The following is a 24,406-nucleotide window of genomic DNA, read 5'->3' on the forward strand; positions in this document are numbered from 1 at the left end:
TAAGCTCCCGGCCATCGACTCGGGAGCAGCTGGCCATGTTGATCTTCTTGAGGAAGCAGTCCGAAGCCGACCACGTCATCACGACACCGGTGGGCCACGCCGTGCTCGCCGACTACACCACCACCTTTCCCAAGCTGAAGGAGGCCGAGCAATCTGCCGTCCCCTGGTACTCCTTCAATGAGGATCCGGAAGCCTTTGGCGAGGAGCTGCTGCAAACCGCTGAAGTCGACGTCGTCTGCAAGGCCCTGCTGAAGCGCGCCACGGAGGAGTGGGGCGCCGACTTCTCCATCCAAGACGGGCGCTTCAAGAACAAGCACGTCCAGGACCACTACACCAAGCAGCTCCGCAACTGGTTGAACCCCTTGTCCGGCAACCTCGGCCGCCGCACGGCCCACCTGACCGACGAACAGCAGCAGTACGATCAGGTCTGGATGAAGCTGAAGCTCAACCGCGACAAGGTCAAGGAGATTGCCCAGCTCCCCTTCTTCAAGAAGAACGGCTTCAACGTGGCGGGCCGCAGGGATCGGCTCCAGCTCTACCGCAACAAGACCGAAGCGGCCCGTGCGCTCGTGGGCGAGGTGACGTCATGGCCCTCGCGGTACGTCGAGAAGCTCGCGGTGCTGTCCCTGCTGCGCAGCGCCAAGCTGGCGGCGCTTCAGCGCACGATGCTCCGCCAGGTCGTCATCGACGGCATCGTGCTCGATGCCACCAAGTGGGAGTACCTCCCTTATTACCTGCGCGGCAAGGCCTTGGAAGCGTGCGTCTCGGTGCAGGAGAAGGAGGACGCCAGGCTCCTGGTGTTGGGGGCCCTCCATGATTGTCTGAACGATGATGTGACGACACGTCCCCAGGCGGACACAGAGGCGATCCGGAAGTTCACGGAGTTCGGGGGAGGCAATGAGTACGCCCGGTGGAGGCTCCTGCCGCAAGTGGTCCGCTATCAGGTGATGATCAGCGATCTGGCGCGCATCATGCCGGGAGGCAAGGCCGAGAGTGAGCACGTGCGATTCGAGTTCCAGAAAACAAAGCTCGACGCGCTCCCCTCGCTGGGCGGCTTCGGCACGTGGACCAAGAGCATGCAGAAGCACGCCTCCTCCACTCCTCACGATCCCGGGCGCCATCTGCCCTTCGCCGCGGGGTGGATCCGCAACGAGTTCTGCCCCAACATCGTCTCCTCGCGCCTGCTACTCGCCCCGCTTTACGCGGGCACCTCCGGGCATAACCAGGGCCGCATCATGGCGTGGCGCAAGCTCAAGACGCTCGACGCCCTCCCGGTGGGGCTCATCGTCTCGGCGGGCTACTCCGTGCTCTGGAGGCTCTACTACGACAAGCGGGTCAGCGGCTTTCACACGATGTTCGAGACCCTCCAGGGAACGCATGTCGATACGGTGGCGACGACCGCATCCACGTTCAAGGGTGGGGTTGACGACGTGGTGTGGAACAACCTCCTGGACAACTCCCCCGAGGGGAAGACGGATGTCTCCCAGTATTGGATGGACTGCATCGCCTGCTTCGCGAAGCCGGGACCGCTGGTGCACCTGATGCTCAAGCAGGACTTGCTCAAGGAGCGCGAGAAGACGCTGCAGCTGCTGGCCGGCGAGGTGCTTCCCCGCTGGGGTGCCACCGAGTCTCCGGATCGCTCGGCTCCCGACGTCGAGGTCTGGGACAAGAAGCAGAGCAAGGCCGTCTCCATGCGGCTGGAGTTCGAGATCGCCAGCAACACCCCCCTGCCGGATGACGACGAGTTCTAGGCGCCTGGGGCCCCGGCACCGAGCAGCCACTGCGTCCAGGACTGGGGGCCGCCCCCCGGGTTGGCCCGGGCGTAGAGGTGAAAGCGCCTGAGCAGCTCGAGCCGCTCGGGCGCGAAGGCCGCCTTGTAGCTGTCCGCGGCGGGCACCTTGCGCAAGTCGTAGTCGTTGAGCCGCTGCTGGCGGTCGAGAATGGCCTCCAGTTCCTCGTCTCGGGCGTTGCAGAGCACCTCCAGGAGCGTCAGGAAGAGGGAGGTACGGCCCTTGCCCCCCCGGCAGTGGAAGTGCAGATGGGCCTCGCCCCGCAGGTCGCGAAGGAAGTGGACGAAGCGCTCGAGCACCGCGTCCTCGGGGCGCAGATGATCAGCGGTAGGCAGGCGCAGGTAGTGGCCCTCGGGCAGTCCCAGCGCTTGCCGTTCGGTCCGCACGTCCCGCGGCGTCCACTCGGTGTAGTGAGGGAGGCGGCCTTCCTTGACGGCGCGGGCATCCGCCACCCACGCGGTCCGCCCACGCGCCAGGAGCCGCAGCCGCAGGGTCTCCAGCTCCAGCACCTCGTCCAGCCCGAGCCCCACGCCTCCCCAGTTGTGCTGGGCGTACCAGCTGACAGCGGCCCCATCGATGAAGCCATGGGACTCCTGGCGCAGATCGAGCACGTAGAGGCGCTCGGGGGAGGGGCGGCCCAGCTGCTCTTGAATGCTGTCCCAGCCGGCCAGGGAGAACTGCGCGCTGCCCGAGCAATGCAAGAGGCCACGGGTGCTCGTGCGGAAGCGGCGAACGAGCGGCTCGTCCGAGTCGAGCACGAGGGGAGCGAAGGTGGCGTCGGGGGCCAGGGGCGGCAAAAGCATCACGGGAACATACTGGAACCGCGGATCATGGACGTCGCCGCGGACGCACAGCCCCTGGCCGCGTCGCTGGTGTGGTTCTCGCCAACCCCTGAGAACTGGCGCACACTCTCCAACTTCTGCGCGCCGACGAGGAACGTCTCTATGCGCTGCTGCGCGCCCATCCAGGTAATGCCAGCGTGAGGCGGCTGGCCCTGGGCGCCGCCCTCCTCCTCAAAGGCCGCTCCGTCGAGGAGACGGCCGACATCTCCCGCGCTGTCTACCGAAGCCTGGGCCCAGAGGAGTACGACACCTTCGAGCGCTTGCGTGGGCTGCGTACCCAGTTGGCCGGGCTCTCGATCCAAGGCCCGGGTTCGCTCCCACCCACGGCCTACCAACACCAGATCAAAGCGCTCCCTCAAGCAGGTGAGGAGGAGGAGAGCGCGAGGCTTGAGGTAGCGGCCAGGAAGGAGCGGATGAAGGAGAGGACGCCGCGAGTGGATTGGGCAGAGTTGCTCAAGAGGACGTTCGACTTCGACGTGTTCGTCTGCGTGAGGTGTGGAGGCAGGCGGCGGGTGCTGGCGTACCTGACGGCCCCCAACGCAGTGCGCGCCATTCTGGAGCACCTGGCGCTGCCCTCGCAGCCTGCGAAGCGGGCCCCGACGCAGGGGCCACCGCAGCTCGCGTGTTGTTGAGCCCCAAGCAGTCGCGCTGCCCCACTAGCCCACGCCCTGCTGCGTCCTTCCAGGAGCAGGGGCCGCTTGGGGCGGCGTGTGCCTCCAGGAGGCTGCACGCTCTCTGCACCGGCCTGGCGCACAGCCCGGGGGGCTCCCGTCAGCGGCCCTCCTCGGCCCCTCGGCTCCTGCCCTCACCCTCAACAGGGCCCCATCCCTCCTATACGCTCCCCCCGCTGCCCTCGACATTGCCCCCATTCCTCTTATGCGCCTGAGCATCATCGGGCCAGCCCAGGTCCCACGAGACTACTTCCGAAGTGACCTCGTAGTACTAGAAGGATGAGAGCCACTCACGCCCTCCCACGGCACATCTTGCAAGAATTTGCGAGCCATGCGCCTCAAATACGCATAGGCTGCCTTGCATCCAACCCACTGCCCATTCTCAAGTCGAGCCCTTGTCAGAATTCTACGAAATCATCCCTCCATCGACGGAAGAACTTTAAAATGCCCCTCCAGTCCAGAGCCCACATCATCATCCTTATATGCATCAACATGGCGCTCCTACCAAAGGCAAGCATTGCCCAGTTCGAGCGCCAGATAACCTCAGACTACATCAAGGCCAGAATTACCGATCTGACTCCACCAGAAAAAGCGCTGCCAGAGAGTGAAATCAGTTTGGTGGAAGAACGAAGGGCGATCGGAAATGAAATCTCTCAGATTCTTGCCATTTCCCAACGACCACCAAGCACAAGCAAGAGTGTTGGAAAAATAGACAATGCCCAAAGAGCCATGATTTCAGCCTTTGAGAACATTAAAAAAACCGACTGCAAAAATCTGGGCCAAGAAAAATTCAATTCCGGCAAAGTCATCTTAAGTCAGTTATCAGCAATTGATGTTATTGTATTTCGTGAGGATCTTGAGGAAGTATCCAACCCATGGGAGGGGACTGATCCGCCCTTTCGCGAAACCAGAGAAGACAAGGATCAAAAGCAGCTTTGCGAACTGTGGAAGCAATTTATCAATGATTCCGACAACCAGACCTCCATGTTGCACTATCTTGATTCATTGAGGGGGGAGCTAAATAAACAACAAGAGAGTTTTTTGAATGACAAGTCCCTGGCGTCTTCATTGGTCGATCTTCTGCAAAAGCGCAAGGAACTCATCGAGAAGAAGTTGTCGGCGCAGTCAGCCCAGAACTCTCTTTCGAGCCACCTCTGGTTGATGATTCTTATTATTGGTGGGCTCAGCATCACAGCAATCCTTGCTGTTAATTTGTTTGAACCCAACATCCAGATCGAATGGGTCACGTCCGGACAAGTGATTCAATTCGTTACCGTAATGATTCTCCTTAGCGTAATCATGGCGCTAGGGTTGGCCGCAATCCTCAAAGAAAACACGCTCGGCACACTTCTGGGCGGGATCGCGGGCTATGTGCTCGCGCAAGGTGTTGGCAGAGCTGTTGCAAGGGAGATCGGTCGAGAAAGACCAGCACCTCAGCTTCAACCCCAGCCGCCGCCTCAACCCCAGCCGCCGCCTCAACCCCAGCCGCCGCCTCAACCCCAGCCGCCACCTCAATCCCAGCCGCCACCTCAACCCAATCCCGAGAGTGAATAATCAAGCCTGCCTCGGTTTGGTAATCCTCCCGCACTTTATGTGGTCTACGAGCGAGGAAGTATACAGAGACGGCAAGTGCCCATACAAATGGGAAACACCGGCGAGGCGCGCTCCGGACGCACCGTGAGTTTCAGCGTGCTCGCGTCGGCGGGAGAAAGTTCCCGGTACATGTCGCCGGCTTTCGTCTGGAGAAGCGCCTCGACGCTCTCCACGTCGATGGGGGCAGCCCTGGCCGTTTCGGACTCTTGCATAAAGTAGCGCTCTTCCGGCCCCTCGCCGCCGTGAAACAGTGTGAAGAATAGGGCGTACCGGGTTGCGTCAGCAGCGCACGGGCGGCGATCTCCGTGAGCGTGTTATGCGCCTCCAGATTTGGTCCAAATTTGGTCCGACAAGAATCGATTTGGTCCCCCAAGGCGAGCCGCGCATCCTCTTTGGGAGTAGGCGTGGAAGCGGCGGGAATCGAACCCTCCGCCGGAGGCATCCGGCGAGAGCATTGAGGCGAGGCCACGGGCAGGCCCATGTACAACGGCTCGTTCGCCGCAGCCCATGAGGCGGGGCTGCGCTCCGCGCGCGAAATGCTCCACAGCCTGGAGGAGGAAGACCGCGCCACGGCCTCCGCCGGAGGCTCAACGTCTGGCGAAGGTGGCCAGGTGCGACGCGATCCGCTGGGGCTCTTCGAGCATGGCCCAGTGGCCCAGGCCGGCGAAGTGATGGACCTCGCCGCCGAAGCGGTCCGCCGTGGCCTTGGGGAGATACGTGTCCAGATCCCCCCACAGCACCTGGTGGGGAAGCGTGTCGAGCGCCTTCAGCAGCCGCACGTCCCAGCCCACCAGCCGCTCCGAATCGAGGTACCGGTAGTACCGGAGCACCATCTTGCGCGTCTTGCTTCCGTATCTCGCGAACGCGCTCTCCGCGTAGTCACGGGGAAGCCTGGGGGAGGCCTTGGTCATCTCGTTCACGAACAGTGCACGAAAGGCGGTGAGCATCGCGAGTTCCCCCAGGACCGGCGTCCGCCAGACCCTTCCCCAGAAATGCCATCGATAGTCCGGAAAGAAGTTCGTGTTCAGGATCGTCAGCGTCGAGATCAACTCCGGATACATGGCCGTGAACGCCAGCCCGTACGTGCCGCCGACGTCATGGACGACCAGGTGCGGCCGTTGCAGCCCGAGCGCGGCAATGAGCTCCCGGACCCACTCGCCCTGTTTCTCCAGCTCGAGGTCCTCCTGCGGCTGCGATTCGCCATATCCGGGCAGATCCGGAGCGAAGCACGCGAACTCCTGCTCGAGCAGCGCGACGACGCCACTCCACGCGTCATGGGTATCCGGGTTGCCGTGAAGGAAGAGGATGGGCCTGCCCTGCCCCGCCTCCGCGACGAAGGTGTCGATGCCCAGGCATGTCACACGGCGTGTACGGTCGAAAGGGTTCAATCGGCTCTCCAGCGGTTCCATCGGGGCCGGCCCACCGTAGCGGACCTCACGCGGTTCGTACTACGGGACCCACTTCAGTATGCTCCGCGCCCATGAACAGGATGCATGTGTGGGGAGTCGCGGGACTGCTGGGGAGCGTGCTGTGGGGATGCTCCCACGCGGAGAAGGGCCCCCCGGACCGGGTGGAGACGCGAACGGAGACGGTGGAGCTGCCGAGGCCGTACACCACGGACTCGGTGCGCAAGTTCAGCAAGGTGCGGGGCTGGCCCGAGGGCAAGGCCCCGGTGGCCGAGGGCTTCACCGTGAAGCGCTACGCCGCCGGCCTGGTGAGCCCGCGCAACCTCTACGTCACGCCCCAGGGGGACGTGCTCGTGGCCGAGGCCAACACCGAGCTGCGGGGCATGATGAAGTTCGGCGCGAAGCTGGTGGGCTATGCCGCCTCCGCGCGCACCGAGCCCAGCGCCAACCGCATCACGCTGCTGCGTGACGCGGACCACGATGGCGTGCCCGAGACGCGCACGGTGTTCCTGGAGGGCCTGAACCAGCCCTTCGGCATGCTGGTACACGGCGGCTTCTTCTACGTGGCCAACACCGATGCGGTCTGGCGCTATCCGTACTCGCCCGGGGCCACCTCCATCACCGGCAAGGGCGAGAAGATCCTCGACCTGCCCGCGGGGGGGTACAACAACCACTGGACGCGCAACCTGCTGGCCCACCCGGACGGTACGAAGCTCTACGTGACGGTGGGCTCGGCCAGCAACGTGGGGGAGCACGGCCTCGACAACGAGGTGCGTCGCGCCAACGTGCTGGAAATCAACCCGGATGGCTCGGGGGAGCGCATCTTCGCGAGCGGCCTGCGCAACCCCGTGGGGCTGGGCTTCGCGCCGGGCTCGCGCGTGCTGTGGACCACGGTGAACGAGCGGGACGAGCTGGGCGATGAGCTGGTGCCCGACTACCTGACCCACGTGGAGGACGGAGCCTTCTACGGCTGGCCCTACAGCTACTTTGGCGCCCACCTGGACCCGCGGGTGAAGGAGCAGAAGCCCGAGCTCGTGAAGCAGGCGAAAGTGCCGGACGTGCCGCTGGGCTCGCACACCGCCAGCCTGGGGCTCGCCTTCAACGAGGGGCCCATGTTCCCCGAGCGCTTCCGCCACGGGGCCTTCATTGGTCAGCACGGCTCGTGGAACCGCTCGAAGCTCTCCGGCTACCAGGTGGTCTTCGTGCCGTTCTCCCCGGAGGGCCAGCCCACCGCGCCCGCGGAGCCGTTCCTCACGGGCTTCATCCAGAACGCGGACGAGCGCGAGGTGTACGGCCGGCCCGTGGGTGTGGCCTTCCTGCCGGATGGCTCGCTCCTGGTGGCGGACGATGCGGGCAACATCGTGTGGCGGGTGAGCCGGTAGGCCGGACGCTCGAGACGTCCCGTCCTCAGAAGCTCACGTCCCACATTTATGCGGGCTGTAACCGGAAAAACTCCACGTGCGTACAGGGTGAAAACGACGGAAATGACGGAGGGTTGTGCACATGGGTCTTCTGGGCAAGGTCGGCAGCGCGGTCTCCAGCACGGTCAGCTCGACGGTCAGCGCGGTGTCCGATGTAACGGAAACGGTGGTCGACACCGCGGACGACGTGTTGGACAGCACGACCGATGCGGCGACCAGCGCCTTCGACGGCGTCAGTGAGTTCGTCCAATCGCCGCCTCCCATGATTTCGGGGGTTTTCGACACCCTCCACCAGGCGCGCCGGAACACCCTGGATGCCGTGGAAGGTGCCGCCCACTCCGCCATCAGCGTCGCGAACGACGGTTACCAACTCGCGGGGGACATCGCGCGCGCGGGACCGAACGCGGCGCTCGGTTTCGCGGACCGGGCCCTGTCGGCGGCGGATCGGCTCGCGCCCGAGGGAGGCATCGTCGACGGCGTGCTGGGCGGCGCGCGCAACGCGGTGGGCTTCGGCCGGTCGGCGCTGGAGCACCACGAGCGGTTTCAGGAGTTCATGGGTGGCGCCGCGGAGACCCTGGCCCACGGCGGGGTGAACCTCGGACGCAGGGCGGCGGAGGACCCGATCGGTACCACCCGGGACGTCATCGAGTTCGCCCGCGACACCACGGCGCTGCTGGCCATCGAGGAAGACATCGAGGCCCTGGGGCCGGGAGACAGCTATTCGCTCAACGCCAGCCTGGACGGCTCCGCCTTCGGTCTGGCCGGGCGCCTCAAGGGCTCGCAGACGATCACCCACAACAAGGACGGGACGTACACGCTCGCCGTGAACGGTGAGGCGGGGGTTGGCCTGATGAGCCGCACGGGCTCGACCGGAGCGGGCACGGTGACCGCGGACGCGTTCGCCAACCAGAGCGCCACCGTGGAGTTCACGTTCGACTCCGCGGAAGAGGTGGCCGAGGCCGCGCGGACGTTCATGGGACCCATCGGCGGCGGGATTTCGGGCGCGCTCGACGGCGGCTTCCAGGGCGCCATCGACGGGGCGACTCCGGATTACGACGCGCTCCTCGAGAACATCTCGGCCGTGGAGATCTCCCCCAACGTGTCTGCCTCGGTGCTGGCCGAGGTCGGCTTCGGAGGGACGAGCGGAACGAGCGGGCCGGCCGGCAAGCCGGGCGGGACCGAGCAGGCCAACAGCTTCCTGGGCATCAGCGCGGGCGCCTCCGGGAAGGCCTCGGTGAGCGCCCGGATCGAGTTCGGCGACGAGGGCCCTCCGCAGCTCGTCCTCTCCCAATCCGTGAATGCCTCCGTGTCGGACTCCGCCTCCATCCCGGGACTGGAGGGGAGCATCGGCGGCTCGGGGACCGTCACCGTGCAGGAGCGCTTCGAGCTGCCGGAGGACTTCAGCGTCGGCGATGCGGTCCGCGATCCGCTGAACGCCGCGAAGGAGATCGCCTCGAACGCGAAGCGCACCGGCGAGGTCTCGGTGACGCTCGCCGCCAATGTCCGCGGAGGACTCGGTGCCAAGCACCCCAACGCGGCGGGCAAGCGCGGCGGGGAGCTCGAGGCGAAGCTCAAGTTCACCGGTGGAGCGCAGGACATCCTCGACTCCGGCGCCCTCAAGGCCGCCCTCCAGGGGAACTTCTCGCGGGCCTACTCGGCACTCGCGGACATCACCCAAGTGGATGCGACGCTGACCCCCATCGAGACGCAGAGCACCCAGGTGTCCGCCAAAGGCGGCGACGGTGTGGACTCGCTGGGCGTCTCGTTCGGTGCGACGAGCATCGATCGCCAGGAGCCCATCGTGGAGTACAAGGGCACCGTCCAGAAGGCGACCACCGAGCTCGCCCAGGCCCTCAAGCAGTACCGCCACTCATTCATCCGCGGATAGCCGGCCCCCACGCCCCCGGGGCCGGGTTCCACTCCCCGGCCCCACCGTTCGCTGGTGCCGGACTGCGTCTTCGTGCCGGGGGAGGGGGCGTGCGCTTCGAGGCGTTGCCCCCGCCCACGCAAGTTGGGCACCTACCTACCTGAGCCACGGCATGTGGCCCCTATAGGAGAGAGCTCAGTAGGTCCTGGCCGTGTAGATATGCGAGCCGCAGCCATCTGACTTGATGTAGCCATAGGCCTCCAGCACGGGGCTGAAGGTCGGGTCGATCCCTGCGTACACCTGGTTGGTGCTGAAGCAGCAGGTGTTCGTGAAGGTGGGGCTCCACTCCGCATCGTAGTTCACGATATCGGGGTCATACATCCAAGCAGCTGCCCTCACGTAGATCCGCTTCGTGTAGGGAGCGTACGGGCTGGGCTCCAGAAAGTAGCCCCGCATGGAGACTGAGCCGCCAGTCATTTCAATGAAGAACTGGGCGTCGAAGCCGTAGGTGCCGCCGCATAATTCACCCGAGGGACTGCCATCCTCGTAGAAGCCCTGGGCCGAGAGGCGCTCGTTGGGCATCCACGCACTGGCGCTGTTCTTCTCTTCGGCAAGGGCGTTCTCCAAGAATTGGATGCGCTGATCATTCTCCTGCGGGCTCGCCTTGAGCGCGGAAGCGTTGCCGCTCGCCTTGGACACCTGCGCGATGAGGGCCCGCTCTGTCCGGGCCAATTGCAGCTCATACTCCAGGCCCTCGACGCCGGTGCTGGACCGCTCACGGATGCCGTCCTCCCGCACGCGCTCCCAGACGCCGGGGGCGAGCCGGGCCCAGGGCTTGGGCGTCAACATGCTCCGCCCGGCCAAGAGCCGCGCGGCTGGCTCGCCCTGAGGCATGGGGTCCTCGCCTCCACATGCCATCAATGCCAGCACAGTGGGCAACCAGATGAATGGCCTCGTCATGGTATGGCTCCTCGTCAGCGGACTGGCGTCATTGCCAGGGTGCATACAGGCCGGCCTATGACCGGTCTACCCTCTGTCCCGCGGGCGCCTACCCTAAGACTGGGTTGAGGAACATCTCCTGCTTTGTGATGAGCGAATGTTTAGCACCTGTCAGGCGACAGGAGTTTTTGACCCCCTTACGTCACCAAAACCGACCCCCTCCCAGGACCCGTTTTCCTACACGGAGGCGACGTCCGAGGCTCTGGAGGCAGGCGCCGGGTGTTGGTGATGCCGTTCGTTTCGCAGACTCCACTGAGTCAGGTCGTCATGAGTGTCCTTGCCAGCCCTCCACCACCTGGATTTCTTTGGTAGAGACGAAATTCAGATTAAATGGTAGATTTCGGTTAATCCAGTGTCTGACGCGATTTTCCCCGAAGAGGAATGCCATGACGCCACGCTTCCCTGCCCACCCATTCCGTCGAGTCCTGCTGCCCGCGCTGCTGCTGACTGCCTGTGGCGGTGCCCCGGAGTCCGAAGTGGCGCCAGCCGAGGAGCTCGTGGGCACCCGGGAGTCGGCGATGTGCTCCGGTTTGAGCGTCACCAGCCTGACCCTCGACGGCATCAGCACGTATGAAGGTGAGCTCGCCGGAGCGGGAACCTACGCGGTCTCCACCTTCGCCAACGCCGTGTCGCTCGAGTTCTACGTCGATGGGCAGACGCCCAGCACCACCGAGCGCCTGGGCTCCAGCGGCACCTGGTCCTACAGCCGCACGGGCGTGGCCTGTGGCCCGAGGAACTTCGAGGTGCGGGCCTACCCCATGGTCGTCGCCAGCGATGGAACCAAGACCATCTGCCGGGAGAGCTACAAGTCAGTGACCCGGATTGTCACCGAGCCATGCCCTCCCACCGCTTCCATCTCCTGCACCAAGCTCTCCACGGGCGTGCTGCGGTGCACCGGAAGCGCCACGGGCGGCTCTGGCTCCTACATGCCCCAGTGGCAGGGATACTGGGACTCCTATTTCTATCAAGAGGAGTACCTCTTCCCCTGGCAGCAGGGCTCGTGGATCTCGTCCTCCTCCTGTTCCCCCACCACCTCGACGACCTTCTATGACGTCGTGCAAATGCACTTCAAGGTGACCGACAGCAACGGGCTGACGTCGAACACCGTTTCCAGCCCCGCCTACAAGTGCTACCCGGTGCACTGAGCGCCGCCCCGCCGTTGCAAGGCGTACATCATTCAAGAAGGGGTGCCTACGTCCTCGCGGCCTCAACCGAGCCGGGGGGACACGAACCAGTCCCAGTCCCCCTCCTTCGCCACGAGGGGGTGCTGCCGGCGCCAGGAGAGCACGTCCAAGCGCCAGGCCTCGGCTCCACCCGGCAGGAGCCACGTCCGTGTGACGGCGGCACGCCGGAGTCCCCTGAACTCCCGCACCAGCGCGCGGTTGGCCCGGTCGATGACCTCCGGCGCCGTCTTGGAGCGCAACTGCACTTCCACCGAGAGTTGGACCCCCTCGCGCCGGACAGGGTCCTCCGGTACCGTTTTCTCGAACACGGGCCAGAGCCCCAGCAGGGGCGGTGGGACGCCCTCGAGCAGGGCCGCGTGCAGGCGGTCATGCCCATCGAGCACCAGCCACTTCCCGGCGATCTCCAGGTAGAGCAGCAGCGCCGGAGGCAACGTCCCCGAGCGAGCGTGCTTGCGCCAGCTTTTCACCCGGCCATCCTCCGCGGCGGAGGGAGCGCGCAGCGGCAGCACGGCCCCGCTGCTCACCGAGTCATCCCCCGGCGGTCCACCCGAGGACCATTCTTCCACCCAGAACCGCTCCCAACGTAGGACGCCCTCGAGCGAGTGCGGGGGATCGGCCGGTCCGCCTGTCAGGCCGCTCGGGACGCAGGGATAGGGGGCGGACTCGCGGCGCGTCACGGCCTGGAGGGGCCGCAGGCACCAGCGGCCCACGTGGAGCACCGGCTGGGGCGACTGCGCGAGCGCTCGCGCCATCTGCCAGGTCCAGGACTCCCACCAGGCGGACGTACCCGGCTCGTGCGGAATGCCTCGCACCTCGGCCACCGGCAACGGGGGAATCACCCCGGGAGCGAGGGCGTGCCCCCGAAGGAAGCCGCAGAAGCTCCACCACTCGTCGATGCGCAACCAGAGCAGCGGCAGGCCTCCGCTGCTGACCCGCAGGCGGTACACGGGTGTGGCCTCCACATGGAAGGACGGCCGCCGGAGCCAAGGGCCCGTGCCGGGCACATCCAGCAACAGGCCCGGTCCCGCTCCTGGCGGACGCCAATCCGTATCATCCGGGGTGAAGACCACGCTGGAGGGCATTCCCTGCTCCTTTCGGCAGCCGTTTCGGAATTCTCCGTGTAACCAGGGCAGGGACCCAGGGCAGATTCCTTGCTGCCCAGCTCAGAATTGCCGCGAACCTCAAGGACTTCAAACCACGCATCATCAGGCCTGCGGCGCCGTCCAGACCAGGTTCCACAGGTGGCCGTCGAGGTCCTCGAAGCCCTGGTCATACATGAAGCCGTGGTCCTCGGGCGGATGCGGAGTACGGCCGCCGGCGGCGACGGCCTTGGCGATCAGACTGTCCACTTCTTCCCGGCTCTCACAGCTCAGGCAGATGACGACCTCGTTGGCCTCCTTCGCCTGCACGACGGGCTTGTTGATGAGGCTCTTGAAGAACGCTTCGGTCGTCAGCATGGCAGAAATGCTGCCATCCACGATGACCATGAACGCCGCGCTCTCGTTGCTGAATTGTGGATTGAAGCTGAAGCCGAGAGCGGAAAAGAAGGCCTTGGATTTGTCCAGATCCTTGACCGGCAGGTTGAAGATGATCTCCTTGTTCATGACGTCCCTATGTCGAAAGGTGAGTTGAATAACGGGTCCTGCATCCGGACGACGGATGATGACGCATGGAATCGGCAAGCGCGCGAAAAAATCTTCGCTGCGATGATGCTCACCAGACTACGCGAGCCAAGACCGACCCGTGTCAACGCTCGCCCTGCGCGACACCGAGATGCTCGAGGATACCCTCCCGCAGGGCGCCCGGCGTCAGCGGCGCAATGAAGTTTCCATGTGTACTCAGCTTCAACAGCCGCCCCCAACTCAAATCCTGTGCACGGGCCGTGGCACTGTCCTCCTCACGGTAAAAGACCTGGAAGACGATCTCCTCCCCAACTTCCACCTCCAGCCCGTGCTTGCACGCTTCATCGATGGGAAGTTGGTGCAGCGCCTCCGCCGGATCGGTGATCTGGCGCACGACCACCATGGGCTGAAAGAGTTCCACAACTCCCTTCTCTGGCTCATACCGGGCCTCCAGCCGCCGCCCCTCGCCGTAGTGTTTCCGGGCTTCAGCGCGGATGAAGTCCTCCAGAGCAGCAATGGCGGCGCTCCTGCTGAGGCCTTTTTCCTGAATCAGTTGTTCCAGCACCTGGGCCTGACTCCCCTGCTTCTCTACTCCAGGCACCGCCTCCCCAACCCTCTTCGCTCCCACGAGACTCAGGAACTCGTCTGACGAAAGACCAACACCTGCCGCCCACTCATGCCAACTGTCAGTTTGGAGGAGAGTGTCCAGTCGCTCGGCCACTCGCCCACACACCCCAGCCAGTTCGAGGTCTGGAAAATTCCTCTCAGCTCTCCACCCGTTCTTCAGAAGCGCGACCTCACGCCCCAAGGCGGCATCCACATCAAACGCATAGTCCCCCTCATAAACAATGCGCCCATCTACTTCGACTCTCGCGGTCCACGCATCTTGACTCGCATCGAACGTCACGCCGTGAAACATCCGCCTCTCACTTCCTGAGTCCGAGGGATTCAAGCACGAACCTACTGTGGGAGCTCGACGGCACCGAGGGAGACCTCGTGCGCACCGCGGGCAGTGGCCATGTGCAGAGATGGGGTACAGCGACGGAAAGGACATGCCGCCAGCAGCACGGCGCAGCAGCACAACAGTAACGGCGTTCTCTTCATTGAATCGCTCTCACGAGGTGATACGGAGTTGGGAGGCGGGGTGTGATCTACAACCCACGCGCGCCGACGTCTCCAAACGTGAACGGAATGAGCGCCTCGTACGAAGTGCGCATGCTCGATTCGGAGGAGCGACAAGTCGCGGCCTTCCAGGCGACCGCGTACTCGCGGTGACGATGCGACGCTCCGCACACGCTCTGTCCGTACGGAACTCCTCGCGAAATACCCGCCGTGGAGCATTCGGACGACCGGCGAGGGCGTGACCATGACCGTGACCGCGTGAACCGGTTTCCCACATCGCCCTTGCATCCGAGGCCAGCACCGGGACAAGACAAGGGCGGGCCCCTCTTCGCTCCAGGCCCACGGGAGAGCTTCATGACCGCGCGCTTCAAGAACCTGGATGGCAGCCTCCCCCACCCGCTCGGCAACGTCTTCAAGTGGGCCGTGGGAGACAAGCTGGCCGGCAAGCGCCGCAAGAGCCCGGACACCGCACCCGTGCGCCGCGTGGAGCCGGACCTCACCGCGCTGGCCACGCCTCCCGCCGTGGGCGAAGGCGCGCGCCTCACCTGGCTGGGCCACGCGAGCTGGCTGGTGCAGCTCGATGGCGTATCGCTGCTCATCGACCCCGCCTTGCGCGACACCATCACCGGTTTCATCCGCCGCAACGTGGGCCCGGGCGTGCCCATGGAGAAACTGCCCCCCATCACCGCCACCCTCGTCTCGCACAACCACTTCGATCACCTGGACATGCCCACCGTGCGCCAGGTGGGCGCGCCCGTCGTCAGTGGACTGGGCATGGCGCGCTACTTCCGCCCCGGCTCGCCGCCCATCACCGAATTGGACTGGTGGGGCTCCACCCAGGTGGGTCCGGTGACGGTGCACTTCGTCCCCGCCCAGCACTGGAGCCGGCGCGGCCTCAACGACGTCAACGAGACGCTCTGGGGCGGCTTCGTGGTGCAGGGCTCCAGCGCGTGCGTCTACCACTCGGGCGACACCGCGTACTTCGACGGCTTCACGGAAATCGGCCGGCGCTTCCCCGCCCTGGACGCGGCCATGCTGCCCATTGGCGCGTATGACCCGGGCTGGTTCATGGAGAAACAGCACATGAATCCCGAGCAGGCGGTGCAAGCCTACGAGGACCTCGGGGCCCGGCGCTTCCTCGCCATGCACTGGGGCACCTTCAAGCTCACCGACGAGCCCCTGGACGAGCCACCCCAGCGTCTGGACGCCGAGTGGGGCCGCCGGAAGCTACCCCGCGAGCCACTCCACGTGCTCGCCGTGGGAGAGAGCCTCTCCGTGCGCCGCAGTTGAGGTCCTCCACCCATGAACTCGGCCCCTCTCATTGCCGCGAGCCTCGGCGTGCTGCTCATTTCTTGTGCCGCCGTCCGCCCCACCGCTCCTGCCGATACCGAAGCGCTCTCCCACTTCGTGCTCACCATCAAGGAGTCACCCCGAGGTCAGGCAACCCATGACTGGCAACGTGCGGAGGAGGTTGATCTTTCGCCCTACAGGCACGGGCCAAGAACATTCAGTGCACCTGGCGCCATCGTGCTCGTCTCAGGCCGTCAACGTGACTGTGACCAGGAACTCGTGGATTGCCATAGGAGTGCATGAAGCGCCCCGTTCCACCAGATTACAATCAGTACGAGCACAACCGCGGACTCGGGGGACGAGCGGACTACTGTAACAAGCAATGCATGCCACCCTATCTGGACTGCAAGGAGCTGGAAAAACTCCGTCCCCAGGAGTTTTCGGCCATGGATGAAGCCATCGACTGGTTGAAGCGCCACCGCCAAACGCTCCTGGTGGGAAGCACCGTCGTCATCGCAGGAGTGGCCTTCGTGGTGGTTTCCGCCGCAGCGGGCAGCGTCATTCTCGCCCCCGTTCTCCTCGTTGCTTCTTGAGTCCTCCCACCCGTGCCACAAAGGCGGTCATGCCATGGACATGGATAGACTTTTCCAAGACGTCCAGGGTCTTCTTGGACGAACCCTCCACAACACGCCATCCCCTGAGGAGAAGGAGCTCTTCAGGATCGCCGCCGCGGCACTGATGTTCATCTCGGAGACCGGCCGAATCCTCTCGTTCGAGGATTATCTCCAGCATGGCAAGGAAGACCCCCCCTACGCGGTGGCTGCCTTCAAAACACGCGAGGAAGCGGATACCTGGCTCAGGAAGCACTCCGAGCCGCCCCATGGCGCCCACATCCTGATTGCGGATGAATACCACCTCGTTGCGTACCGCCGTGAGCATGACATCCGCGGCCTGCTCAAGCTGCCCGTCATCGAGCACTACCTCGAGGAGCTCGCACGCCGCGGCCCTACGACTCCGGTGGCTTCCTTCAGCACACGCGAGGCGGCGATTGCCTGGCTTCAAAGCCAGCCCGAGCCCCCCAGAAATGCCTTCATCTCCATCTCGGGCAAGTACCACGTCGCGCTCTACCATCGGCTCATCAACCACCGTGCACTCTACCCCCTGCCCATGACCGGGGAGCCGGGATGACGCTCCAGGGTTGAGGGAGGGCGGACGGTGTGCTGTGAGGGGGGTGCCATGCTCCTGCCCGTCCTCCTCGCACTCACCCTCCACCAGGCTCCCCTCACCACCGTCGCCGAGCAGAGCGGCTGGACTCGCACCGGCCGCTACGCGGAGGTGGAGTCCCTCTGCCGCGCCTTCCCCCAGCGCTACCCCGGCAAGGTGCGCTGCGACACCTTCGGCACAACGCCCGAGGGCCGCCCCATGCTCGCCCTCGTGGCCAGCGCGGATGGCACCCTCACCCCCGCCGCCGCCTCCAAGAAGGGCCGCCCCGTCGTCCTCTTCCAGGGCGGCATCCACGCCGGAGAAATCGACGGCAAGGACGCCGGCTTCTGGCTGCTGCGAGACTTGCTCGACGGCAAGGCCCTGCCCGGCGTGCTCAAGCAGGTGACGGCCGTCTTCGTCCCCGTCTTCAACGTGGATGGCCACGAGCACTTCGGCCCCAACCACCGCCCCAACCAGGTGGGCCCCGAGGAGATGGGCTGGCGCGTCACCGGGCAGAACCTCAACCTCAACCGCGACTACGTGAAGGCCGATGCCCCCGAAATGGTGGCGCTGCTCAAGCTGCTCCACTCCTGGAACCCGCTCTTCTACGTGGACCTGCACGTCACCGACGGCGCCAAGTTCGAGCACGACGTGAGCGTGCAGATGGAGCCCCAGAAGGTGGGCCCGGAGGCGATGCGCACCCTCGGCGCGAAGCTGCTCGAGGAGCTCCTCACCGAGCTGGCGTCCAAACAACACCTGCCCCTCCCCTTCTACCCATCCTTCCGCGAGGACGATGACCCCACCTCGGGGGTGAGCTACGGCGTGTCACCCCCCCGCTTCAGCCACCAGTACTGGGCCGCCCACCGGCGCTACGGCGTGCTGGTGGAGACCCACTCCTGGAAGCCCTACGCACACCGCGTGGCCACCACGCGCCACGTGCTCGAGGGCCTGCTGCGCCTCACCGCCCGCGACGCCCAGGCCCTCCTGTCCGCCGTGAAGGCCGCCGACACCGAGGCCACCTCCGGCAAGGTCCGCGAGGTGGTGCTCTCCTGGGACAACACGGACAAGAGCCGCCCCTTCGCCTTCCGCGGCTACGCCTACGAGCGCACCCCCTCCGAGCTCACCACCCAGCCGTGGATCCGCTACGACGACTCGAAGCCCCAGGTGTGGACCATTCCCTATTACGAGGAGCTCCGCCCCGTCCTCACCGCGTCGCTGCCCGCAGGCGGCTACCTGGTTCCCCCCGCGCACGCGGGCTGGGTGGCGGAGAAGCTCACCACACACGGCCTGCGCTTCCAGCGGCTCGGCCAGAACGTCCCCTCCGCCCAGGTGGAGGTGTTCCGCGCCACCGAGGCCAGGTTCCGCCCCGCCTCCGTCGAGGGCCGCCAGGGCCTCTCCGTGAAGGGCCAGTGGACGAAGGAGACCCGGCCACTCCCCGCCGGCACGCTCTACGTGCCCGCCACGCAGACGAATGTCCCCCTGCTGGCGCACATGCTCGAGCCGCTCGGGCCGGACTCGTTCCTCTCCTGGGGCTTCTTCAACAACCACTTCGAGCAGAAGGAGTACGTCGAGGACTACGTGCTGGAGCCCTTCGCGCGCGAGCTGCTCGCCCGCGACGCCTCCGTGAAGGCCGCCTGGGAGGAGAAGCTGAAAGACCCGGAGTTCGCCCGTAACCCGCGCGCCCGCCTGCGCTTCTTCTACGAGCGCCACCCCGCCCACGACACCCGCTTCAACCTCTACCCCGTCTTCCGCACCGACTCGGCCCCCGCCGGCCTCAAACCGGCGCGCTGACGCCTCTCACTCCGTGTAGGTGGCACACCCCGGAGCCCCCCGTTATCGTGATGGGTCGATCGCCGAGCATGTGGTGAAATAAGGCCCATGCCGGCTCCGGGAGGACGATGATCAAGGAACGCGACCTGCTCGAGCAGGCCATGGCCCTGCTGGAGGCCCAGCGCCCCATGCTGGGCCAGGAGGCCACCGAGGCCGCCCTGGCGGCCTTGCGCGCTCGGCTCGCGGCCCTCGCCTCCCGCGTTCCCCTGGAGCGCCGGCACGTCACGGTGCTCTTCGGCGACCTGTGCGGCTTCACCTCCCTCAGCGAGCAGATGGACCCAGAGGACGTCAGCGAGCTGATGAACCAGCTCTGGGCGCGCGTGGACGCCGCCATCGTCCGGCACGGGGGCCGCATCGACAAACACATCGGAGACGCCGTGATGGCGCTCTGGGGCGCGGACGGCGCGCGCGAGGACGACGCCGAGCAGGCCATCCACGCCGCCCTGGACATCCAGGCCCAGCTCGACTCCTTCCTGGCCGGCCCCCCCGAGGGCCTGCGCATGCGCATCGGCATCCACACCGGCCCCGTCCTCCTCGGGGTGGTGGGCACGCTCGGGGAGCTCACGGTGATGGGGGACACCGTCAACACCGCCAGCCGCCTGGAGCAGGCCTCGCCCGAGGGCGGCATCCTCATCTCCCACTCCACGCACCGCCACGTGAGCGGGGCCTTCGATGCCGAGCCCCAGCAACCCCTCCGGCTCAAGGGCAAGCAGGAGCCGCTCCAGGTGTACCGGGTGACGGCCGCCCGGCCCCGCAGCTTCCACCGCCAGGGACGCGGTCTGGACGGCATCTGGGCCCGGCTGGTGGGACGCGAGGAGGAGTCGCGCCAGCTGCGCTCCGCCCTGTCCACCGCGCTCTCCGGTGACGGCTGCCAGCGCGTCACCCTCACCGGCGAGGCGGGCATCGGCAAGTCCCGGCTGCTCGGCGAGTTCGAGACGTGGCTCGAATCGCTGCCCTCGCCTCCCCTCTGCCTGCGCGGCCGCGCCAGCCCGGAGATGCGCAGGCACCCCAACGCCCTGCTCAGGGATTTGTTCTCCTTCCACCTCCAGGTGCAGGAGAGCGATCTGCCCAGCGTGGTGCGCGCCCGCCTGGAGGAGAGCTTCTTCGAGGCGCTCGGCCCGGAAACCTCCAGCCGCTACCGCGCCCACCTCGCCGGCTCGCTCATCGGCTTCGACTTCAGCGACAGCCCCCTGTTGAAGGGCACGCCCCTGGACGAGCAGGGCCTCCGGGCCCGCGGCCTCGCCGCCCTCAGCGAGTACTTCCGCGCCCTGCTGAGCCGCGAGCCCATGGTCCTCTTCCTCGAGGACATCCATTGGGCGGATGACAGCGCGTTGGACCTGCTGGAGCGCCTGCTCCAGACGCTCGCCCCGGAGCGGCTGCTCGTGCTGTGCACCGCGCGGCCGGAGTTCTTCGAGCGGCGCCCCCAGTGGGCCACCGCCCTCCACCACACCCGGCTCGAGCTGCGCCCCCTCTCCCAGCAGGACAGCCAGGTGCTCGTGGCGGAGCTGCTGCGCAAGGTGGAGTCCATCCCCCCGGCCCTCCACGAGCTCGTGGTCTCCCGCGCCGAGGGCAATCCCTTCTACCTCGAGGAGCTCATCCAGATGCTGCTCGAGGAGGGTGTCATCCTCGCCGAGGGCGAGCACTGGCGCGTCGAGCCCCGCAGGCTCACCTCGCTCAAGGTGCCCTCCACGTTGAGCGGCGTCCTCCAGGCCCGCCTGGACAGCCTCCCCGCCCACGAGCGCGACGTCCTCCAGCGCGCCTCGGTGGTGGGACGCCTCTTCTGGGACGAGGCGCTCGAGCGGATGGGACAGGGCGAGGAGCCCCCCATCCCCATCCACCAGGCCCTGGCCGCCCTCCAGGAGCGCGAGCTCATCTTCGAGCAGTCCAACCCCGCCTTCTCCGGGACGCGCGAGTACATCTTCAAGCACGCCATCGTGCGCGAGGTCACCTACGACACGGTGCTCAAGCGCGAGCGGCGCGCATTCCATGGACGCATCGCCGAGTGGCTGCTGGCCCGCGGTGGCGAGCGCTCCCGGGAGCACCTCGGACTCATCGCCGACCACCTGGAGGCCTCCGGCCAGGGCGCCCGGGCCGCCGTCTACCTGCGGCGCGCGGGCGAGGAGGCACTGTCCCTCTTCGCCAACGCGGAGGCCCGTGCCTTCCTGGACCGGGCCCTGGACGTGACGTCCGAGGCGGACCTCCCCGAGCGCTACGCCATCGTGGCCGCGCTCGAGAAGGTCCACGGCGTGCTCGGCGAGCGGCAGGCCCAGCGGTTGGACCTGGAGCTGATGGAGGCGCTGGCCGAGCTGCTCGCCGATGATCGGCGGCAGACCGAGGTGGCCCTGCGCCGTGCCCTCTACGCCACGGAGATCGGCGAAATCACCGAGGGCGTGGAGGCGGTGCGCAAGGCCATCCGGCTGGCCCAGAAGACGGGAGACGTGGCCAGCGAGGCGCTCGGCCACCTGCGCTGGGGACGCATGCTGCGCCACCACCAGGGTGATTTCGAGGGCGCCCGGACCCAGTTCGAGCGCAGCCTGGCGCTCGCCGAATCCGCGCGGCTCGAGCAGCTGGAGGTGGAGAGCATCCTCAACCTCAGCGCCACCCTCAACGAGATGGGGGACCTGGGGCCGAGCCTCGGCTACATCCTCCGGGTGCTCCCCTTCTGCCGGGCCATGGGCAACCGCTGGCTGGAGTTCTCCGCCCTGCGGCACCTGGGGTACGTGCGCAAGAGCCTGGGTGACTTCACCGGAGCCCGGACCGAGCTCGAGCAGACCCTCCAGTTCAGCCGCGTCATCGGCTACCGCTTCTGGGAGTGCGTGGACCACTGCACGCTGGCGCTCGTCCACCACCACCTGGGCGACGAGCCCGCAGCGCTCGAGAGCGCCGAGCAGGCCCTGCGCATCGCCCAGGAGATCGGCAGCCCCCGCAACCAGGGTTATGCCTGGATGGCCCGGGGCCACGTGCTGCTCACCCTGGAGCGCCTGCCCGAGGCCCAGGAGTCCTTCCAGCAGGCCCGCAGAATCCGGGTGGAGACGCGGATGCGGCACCTGGAGATGGAGTCCGTCTCCGGCCTGGCCGCCGTCGCGCTGGCGGCCGGCGAGCAGCAGCAGGCCCTCGGGTACGCCGAGGAGCTCCTCTCTCACCTGGAGCAGGGCTCGCTCCAGGGCGTGGAGGAGCCCTTCGGGATGTGGCTCACGTGCTTCCGCGTCCTGAGCGGCCACGAGGACACCCGCGCAGCCCGGGTCCTGGAGACGGCCCACCGACAACTCCAGGAGCGGGCCGGGAAGCTCCAGGACGAGGGACTGCGGCGCTCGTTCCTCGCCATCTCCGCGCACCGCACACTCCTGGAGGAGGCCGGCCGCCACACCGAAAGCTCGACGCGTCAGGGGGATGAACTAGCGTAGGTGTTCCTCTCACCGAGGACACAACCATGCTCAAGACTGCCCTGAAGCTCCTGCTGCCCACCCTGCTGCTCGCCACCACCGCCTACTCCGCCGAGGCCACCGTGAAGATCGGCACCGGCGTGGAGAAGTATGAGATCACCGGCGCCTCCGACAGCTTCACCGTGGCCCCGAACACCCGCATCTACGCCGCCACCAGGCTCACCGGCGTTGAGCCCGGCGTCGTGAACGTCGTCTGGTCCAAGGACGGCAAGGAGGTCTCCAAGACGGAGCTGAAGGTGCCCCGCGCGTCGTACCGCACGCACGCCTACCGCACCTTCCGCGAGGGTGACAGCGGCGCCTGGACGGCCAAGGTGGTGGGCGCGGACGGCGCCGAGCTGGCCACCGCCAGCTTCCAGGTCACCGTCCAGTAACACCCCGCCGCACCCGGGGTGCCCCCGCTCCCCTCGTTGCCTCCAGGGGAGCATGGGGCGCCCCGAAGACGCTTCACCCTCTCACTTGCCCGTCACACGCTGGCCGCGCACGTCGACGACGAAGTAGAGCTCGTCCTTGTTCTTGAAGAGCCCGCCCATCATCGAATAGGGCTCGAAGCCGAAGTCCGAGTGGCGCGTGGTCAGCACGCCCCGGGCCGCCACGCGCTCCTCGTCCACCGCCACCTCCAGGGGAAGCACCACCTCCCGGGTGGCGCCGCGCAGCTTCAAGTCCCCCGTCACCGCCACCACCGAGCGCCCGTCCTGGCCCTTCTCGCCGGTGAGCGCGCAGGACTTCGAGGTGAACTCGATGCTCTTGTGCTCGTCCAGGTTCAGCTGCTCGCTGGCGCGCAGGTGATCGCGGATCTGCTCCCGGTCGGCCCGGGAGACGCGCTCCTGGCCCGTCAGGTCGCGCATCTCGTCACGCTCGGGGTCGAGCCCCTCCACCTGCACCGTCACCGACACCGCGCACGCGGACAGGTTCGACGGGTCGAAGGCAAGCGAGCCCCACCAGTCCGTGGCGCGCACCACGTGGTCATGCCCGAGCGAGGCGCTGAAGATCTGCACGAAGAGGTGGCTGCTCTCCAGGCCCGGGTCGAACGTATAGGTGCGCGAGAGGGACGAGAGGGACTCCATGTCACCCAGGCCCGGGAAGTCGTCCCGGGCGGGGAAGGTGATGCGCTCGCGGTCCTCGGCGGGGGTGGTGCCGCAAGCGGAGAGGGAGGCCGCGCCAAGAAGCGTCGCGGCCAGCACGAGGGGGAATCGGTGGTGCATGGATGAACTCCGTGACAAGGGGAAGGATCCGGAAGCCCGGAGCGGAGGAGTCTAGCAGCCCCGTCACCTCCCTTTCCCGTCGGCTATGGTGACGCCGTCCCGCATGGCGGGAGAGGGAGGAAGCGATGGGTCACGAAGCGGAGCCGACGGCGCCCAACACGGGCCGGATGATGGACTACTGGCTCGGAGGCAGTCACCACTACCCCGTCGACGTGGCGGCGGCGCAAGCCTTCGAGGTCGTCTTCAAGGACTTCCGCCCGGTGTTCCGCGCGCTGCGAGACTTCATCGGACGCGTCTCGCGCTACATCCAGGCCCAGGGCGTGGACCAGTTCCTCGTGCTGGGCGCCGGCCTGCCCACCCAGGGCAATGTCCACGAGACGGTGCCCGGGGCGCGCGTGCTGTACACGGACATCGACGACTCCAACGTCGCGCTGGGCCAGCGCATCCTCGCCGGCGTGCCGGGCACGGGCTACATCCGGTGCGACGCCACGGACCTGTCCACGCTCGACCTGGGCGTCCTGCGGCAGGTGCTCGGCCCCCTGCGCCGGCTCGGCATCATCGTGGTGGGCGTCGAGGCCTTCATGACCGACGAGCAGGTCCGCGACTCGTTCCAGAAGCTCCATGACCTGGCGCCGCCGGGCAGCTACCTCGCCTTCGACTGCGACAGCACCAAGGCCCTGGAGCACCCGGAGCTGGTGCGGATGATGGGGCCCAACTTCCACATGCGCACCCCGGCGCAGCTCGAGGCGGTGCTCGGCCCGTGGCGGCTCACCGAGGACGGCATCCAGCCCGTCGCCGTCTGGCGCAACCCGGAGACGCCCGCCAGCGTGGGCCCCTACATGAATGGGGGCGTGGCGGCGAAGCCCTGAAACACGAGGGCCGGAGACCGCTGGGACTTCCGCGGCTCCGGCCCGGTACCGA

General features: G+C 66.6%; 20 protein-coding genes. 13 read left to right on the top strand and 7 right to left on the bottom strand.

The window, feature by feature from the left end; all coding sequences use genetic code 11:
• The first annotated feature begins 35 nt into the window (after window positions 1-35).
• A complete protein-coding gene (locus BO221_RS10695) occupies window positions 36-1,751 on the top strand; it encodes a hypothetical protein (RefSeq protein ID WP_073560333.1) in 1,716 nt (571 codons plus the stop codon).
• Here the strand turns inward: BO221_RS10695 and BO221_RS10700 are convergent.
• Window positions 1,748-2,593: a hypothetical protein gene (locus tag BO221_RS10700; protein WP_073560334.1), complete on the bottom strand. Its 846-nt coding sequence runs from the start codon at window positions 2,591-2,593 to the stop codon at window positions 1,748-1,750. The two genes, BO221_RS10695 and BO221_RS10700, sit on opposite strands and share 4 nt — an antisense overlap.
• A 176-nt stretch (window positions 2,594-2,769) precedes the next feature.
• Here BO221_RS10700 and BO221_RS57590 point away from each other — a divergent pair, with 176 nt between their 5' ends.
• Together BO221_RS57590 and BO221_RS53600 are read left to right on the top strand one after the other, a co-directional pair.
• Window positions 2,770-3,264, top strand: coding sequence for a hypothetical protein (locus BO221_RS57590; protein WP_369864681.1), 495 nt, complete (start codon window positions 2,770-2,772; stop codon window positions 3,262-3,264).
• Between the two features lie 483 nt (window positions 3,265-3,747).
• On the top strand, window positions 3,748-4,857 hold the full coding sequence (locus BO221_RS53600) for a hypothetical protein (RefSeq protein ID WP_143195380.1): 1,110 nt from the start codon (window positions 3,748-3,750) through the stop codon (window positions 4,855-4,857).
• A gap of 626 nt (window positions 4,858-5,483) precedes the next feature.
• Here the strand turns inward: BO221_RS53600 and BO221_RS10725 are convergent.
• Complete coding sequence (locus tag BO221_RS10725) at window positions 5,484-6,284, bottom strand: alpha/beta fold hydrolase (protein WP_158079818.1); 801 nt, start codon at window positions 6,282-6,284, stop codon at window positions 5,484-5,486.
• Between the two features lie 92 nt (window positions 6,285-6,376).
• Between BO221_RS10725 and BO221_RS10730 the strand changes: the two genes are divergently transcribed.
• Both BO221_RS10730 and BO221_RS10735 read left to right on the top strand, forming a co-directional pair.
• Complete coding sequence (locus tag BO221_RS10730; protein WP_233165897.1) at window positions 6,377-7,684, top strand: sorbosone dehydrogenase family protein; 1,308 nt, start codon at window positions 6,377-6,379, stop codon at window positions 7,682-7,684.
• Between the two features lie 121 nt (window positions 7,685-7,805).
• Window positions 7,806-9,611, top strand: a complete 1,806-nt coding sequence (locus tag BO221_RS10735; protein ID WP_073560339.1) for a hypothetical protein — start codon at window positions 7,806-7,808, stop codon at window positions 9,609-9,611.
• 174 nt (window positions 9,612-9,785) lie between these two features.
• Here BO221_RS10735 and BO221_RS10740 read toward each other — a convergent pair whose 3' ends face one another.
• Window positions 9,786-10,550: a hypothetical protein gene (locus tag BO221_RS10740; protein ID WP_143195381.1), complete on the bottom strand. Its 765-nt coding sequence runs from the start codon at window positions 10,548-10,550 to the stop codon at window positions 9,786-9,788.
• 425 nt (window positions 10,551-10,975) lie between these two features.
• Between BO221_RS10740 and BO221_RS10745 the strand changes: the two genes are divergently transcribed.
• Complete coding sequence (locus tag BO221_RS10745) at window positions 10,976-11,734, top strand: hypothetical protein (RefSeq protein ID WP_143195382.1); 759 nt, start codon at window positions 10,976-10,978, stop codon at window positions 11,732-11,734.
• Between the two features lie 62 nt (window positions 11,735-11,796).
• Here BO221_RS10745 and BO221_RS10750 read toward each other — a convergent pair whose 3' ends face one another.
• The 3 genes from BO221_RS10750 to BO221_RS10760 all read right to left on the bottom strand — a co-directional run bounded on the left by BO221_RS10750 (window position 11,797) and on the right by BO221_RS10760 (window position 14,314).
• A complete protein-coding gene (locus BO221_RS10750; protein WP_073560341.1) occupies window positions 11,797-12,855 on the bottom strand; it encodes a hypothetical protein in 1,059 nt (352 codons plus the stop codon).
• Between the two features lie 123 nt (window positions 12,856-12,978).
• Window positions 12,979-13,377: a VOC family protein gene (locus tag BO221_RS10755; RefSeq protein WP_073560342.1), complete on the bottom strand. Its 399-nt coding sequence runs from the start codon at window positions 13,375-13,377 to the stop codon at window positions 12,979-12,981.
• A 142-nt stretch (window positions 13,378-13,519) separates the two neighbouring features.
• Window positions 13,520-14,314 carry a NusA N-terminal domain-containing protein gene (locus tag BO221_RS10760; RefSeq protein ID WP_073560343.1) on the bottom strand — a complete coding sequence of 265 codons (795 nt, stop codon included), beginning with the start codon at window positions 14,312-14,314 and terminating at the stop codon, window positions 13,520-13,522.
• Between the two features lie 557 nt (window positions 14,315-14,871).
• Here BO221_RS10760 and BO221_RS10765 point away from each other — a divergent pair.
• The 6 genes from BO221_RS10765 to BO221_RS10790 all read left to right on the top strand — a co-directional run bounded on the left by BO221_RS10765 (window position 14,872) and on the right by BO221_RS10790 (window position 22,654).
• Window positions 14,872-15,807, top strand: a complete 936-nt coding sequence (locus BO221_RS10765) for an MBL fold metallo-hydrolase (RefSeq protein ID WP_073560344.1) — start codon at window positions 14,872-14,874, stop codon at window positions 15,805-15,807.
• 299 nt (window positions 15,808-16,106) lie between these two features.
• Window positions 16,107-16,400 carry a hypothetical protein gene (locus BO221_RS55420; RefSeq protein ID WP_198956110.1) on the top strand — a complete coding sequence of 98 codons (294 nt, stop codon included), beginning with the start codon at window positions 16,107-16,109 and terminating at the stop codon, window positions 16,398-16,400.
• Window positions 16,401-16,440: 40 nt separating this feature from the next.
• On the top strand, window positions 16,441-16,995 hold the full coding sequence (locus BO221_RS10775; protein ID WP_073560787.1) for a hypothetical protein: 555 nt from the start codon (window positions 16,441-16,443) through the stop codon (window positions 16,993-16,995).
• 48 nt (window positions 16,996-17,043) lie between these two features.
• Window positions 17,044-18,801 carry a M14 family zinc carboxypeptidase gene (locus BO221_RS10780; protein WP_073560345.1) on the top strand — a complete coding sequence of 586 codons (1,758 nt, stop codon included), beginning with the start codon at window positions 17,044-17,046 and terminating at the stop codon, window positions 18,799-18,801.
• Window positions 18,802-18,908: 107 nt separating this feature from the next.
• Entirely contained in the window at window positions 18,909-22,244 is a 3,336-nt protein-coding gene (locus tag BO221_RS10785; protein WP_073560346.1) for an adenylate/guanylate cyclase domain-containing protein, read from the top strand.
• 26 nt (window positions 22,245-22,270) lie between these two features.
• The gene (locus BO221_RS10790; RefSeq protein WP_073560347.1) at window positions 22,271-22,654 is read left to right on the top strand and encodes a DUF2914 domain-containing protein; all 384 of its coding nucleotides are present in this window, start codon (window positions 22,271-22,273) and stop codon (window positions 22,652-22,654) included.
• Between the two features lie 81 nt (window positions 22,655-22,735).
• Here the strand turns inward: BO221_RS10790 and BO221_RS10795 are convergent, their stop codons facing one another.
• Window positions 22,736-23,485 (bottom strand): YceI family protein, encoded by a 750-nt coding sequence (locus BO221_RS10795; protein WP_073560348.1) that lies wholly within the window; start codon window positions 23,483-23,485, stop codon window positions 22,736-22,738.
• A gap of 125 nt (window positions 23,486-23,610) precedes the next feature.
• On the opposite strand from BO221_RS10795, the gene BO221_RS10800 reads away from it, so the two are divergent.
• Window positions 23,611-24,354 (top strand): SAM-dependent methyltransferase, encoded by a 744-nt coding sequence (locus BO221_RS10800; protein WP_073560349.1) that lies wholly within the window; start codon window positions 23,611-23,613, stop codon window positions 24,352-24,354.
• Window positions 24,355-24,406: the final 52 nt, after the last annotated feature.

This window comes from Archangium sp. Cb G35, from assembly GCF_001896145.1.
Classification (GTDB): Bacteria; Myxococcota; Myxococcia; order Myxococcales; family Myxococcaceae; genus Archangium; species Archangium violaceum.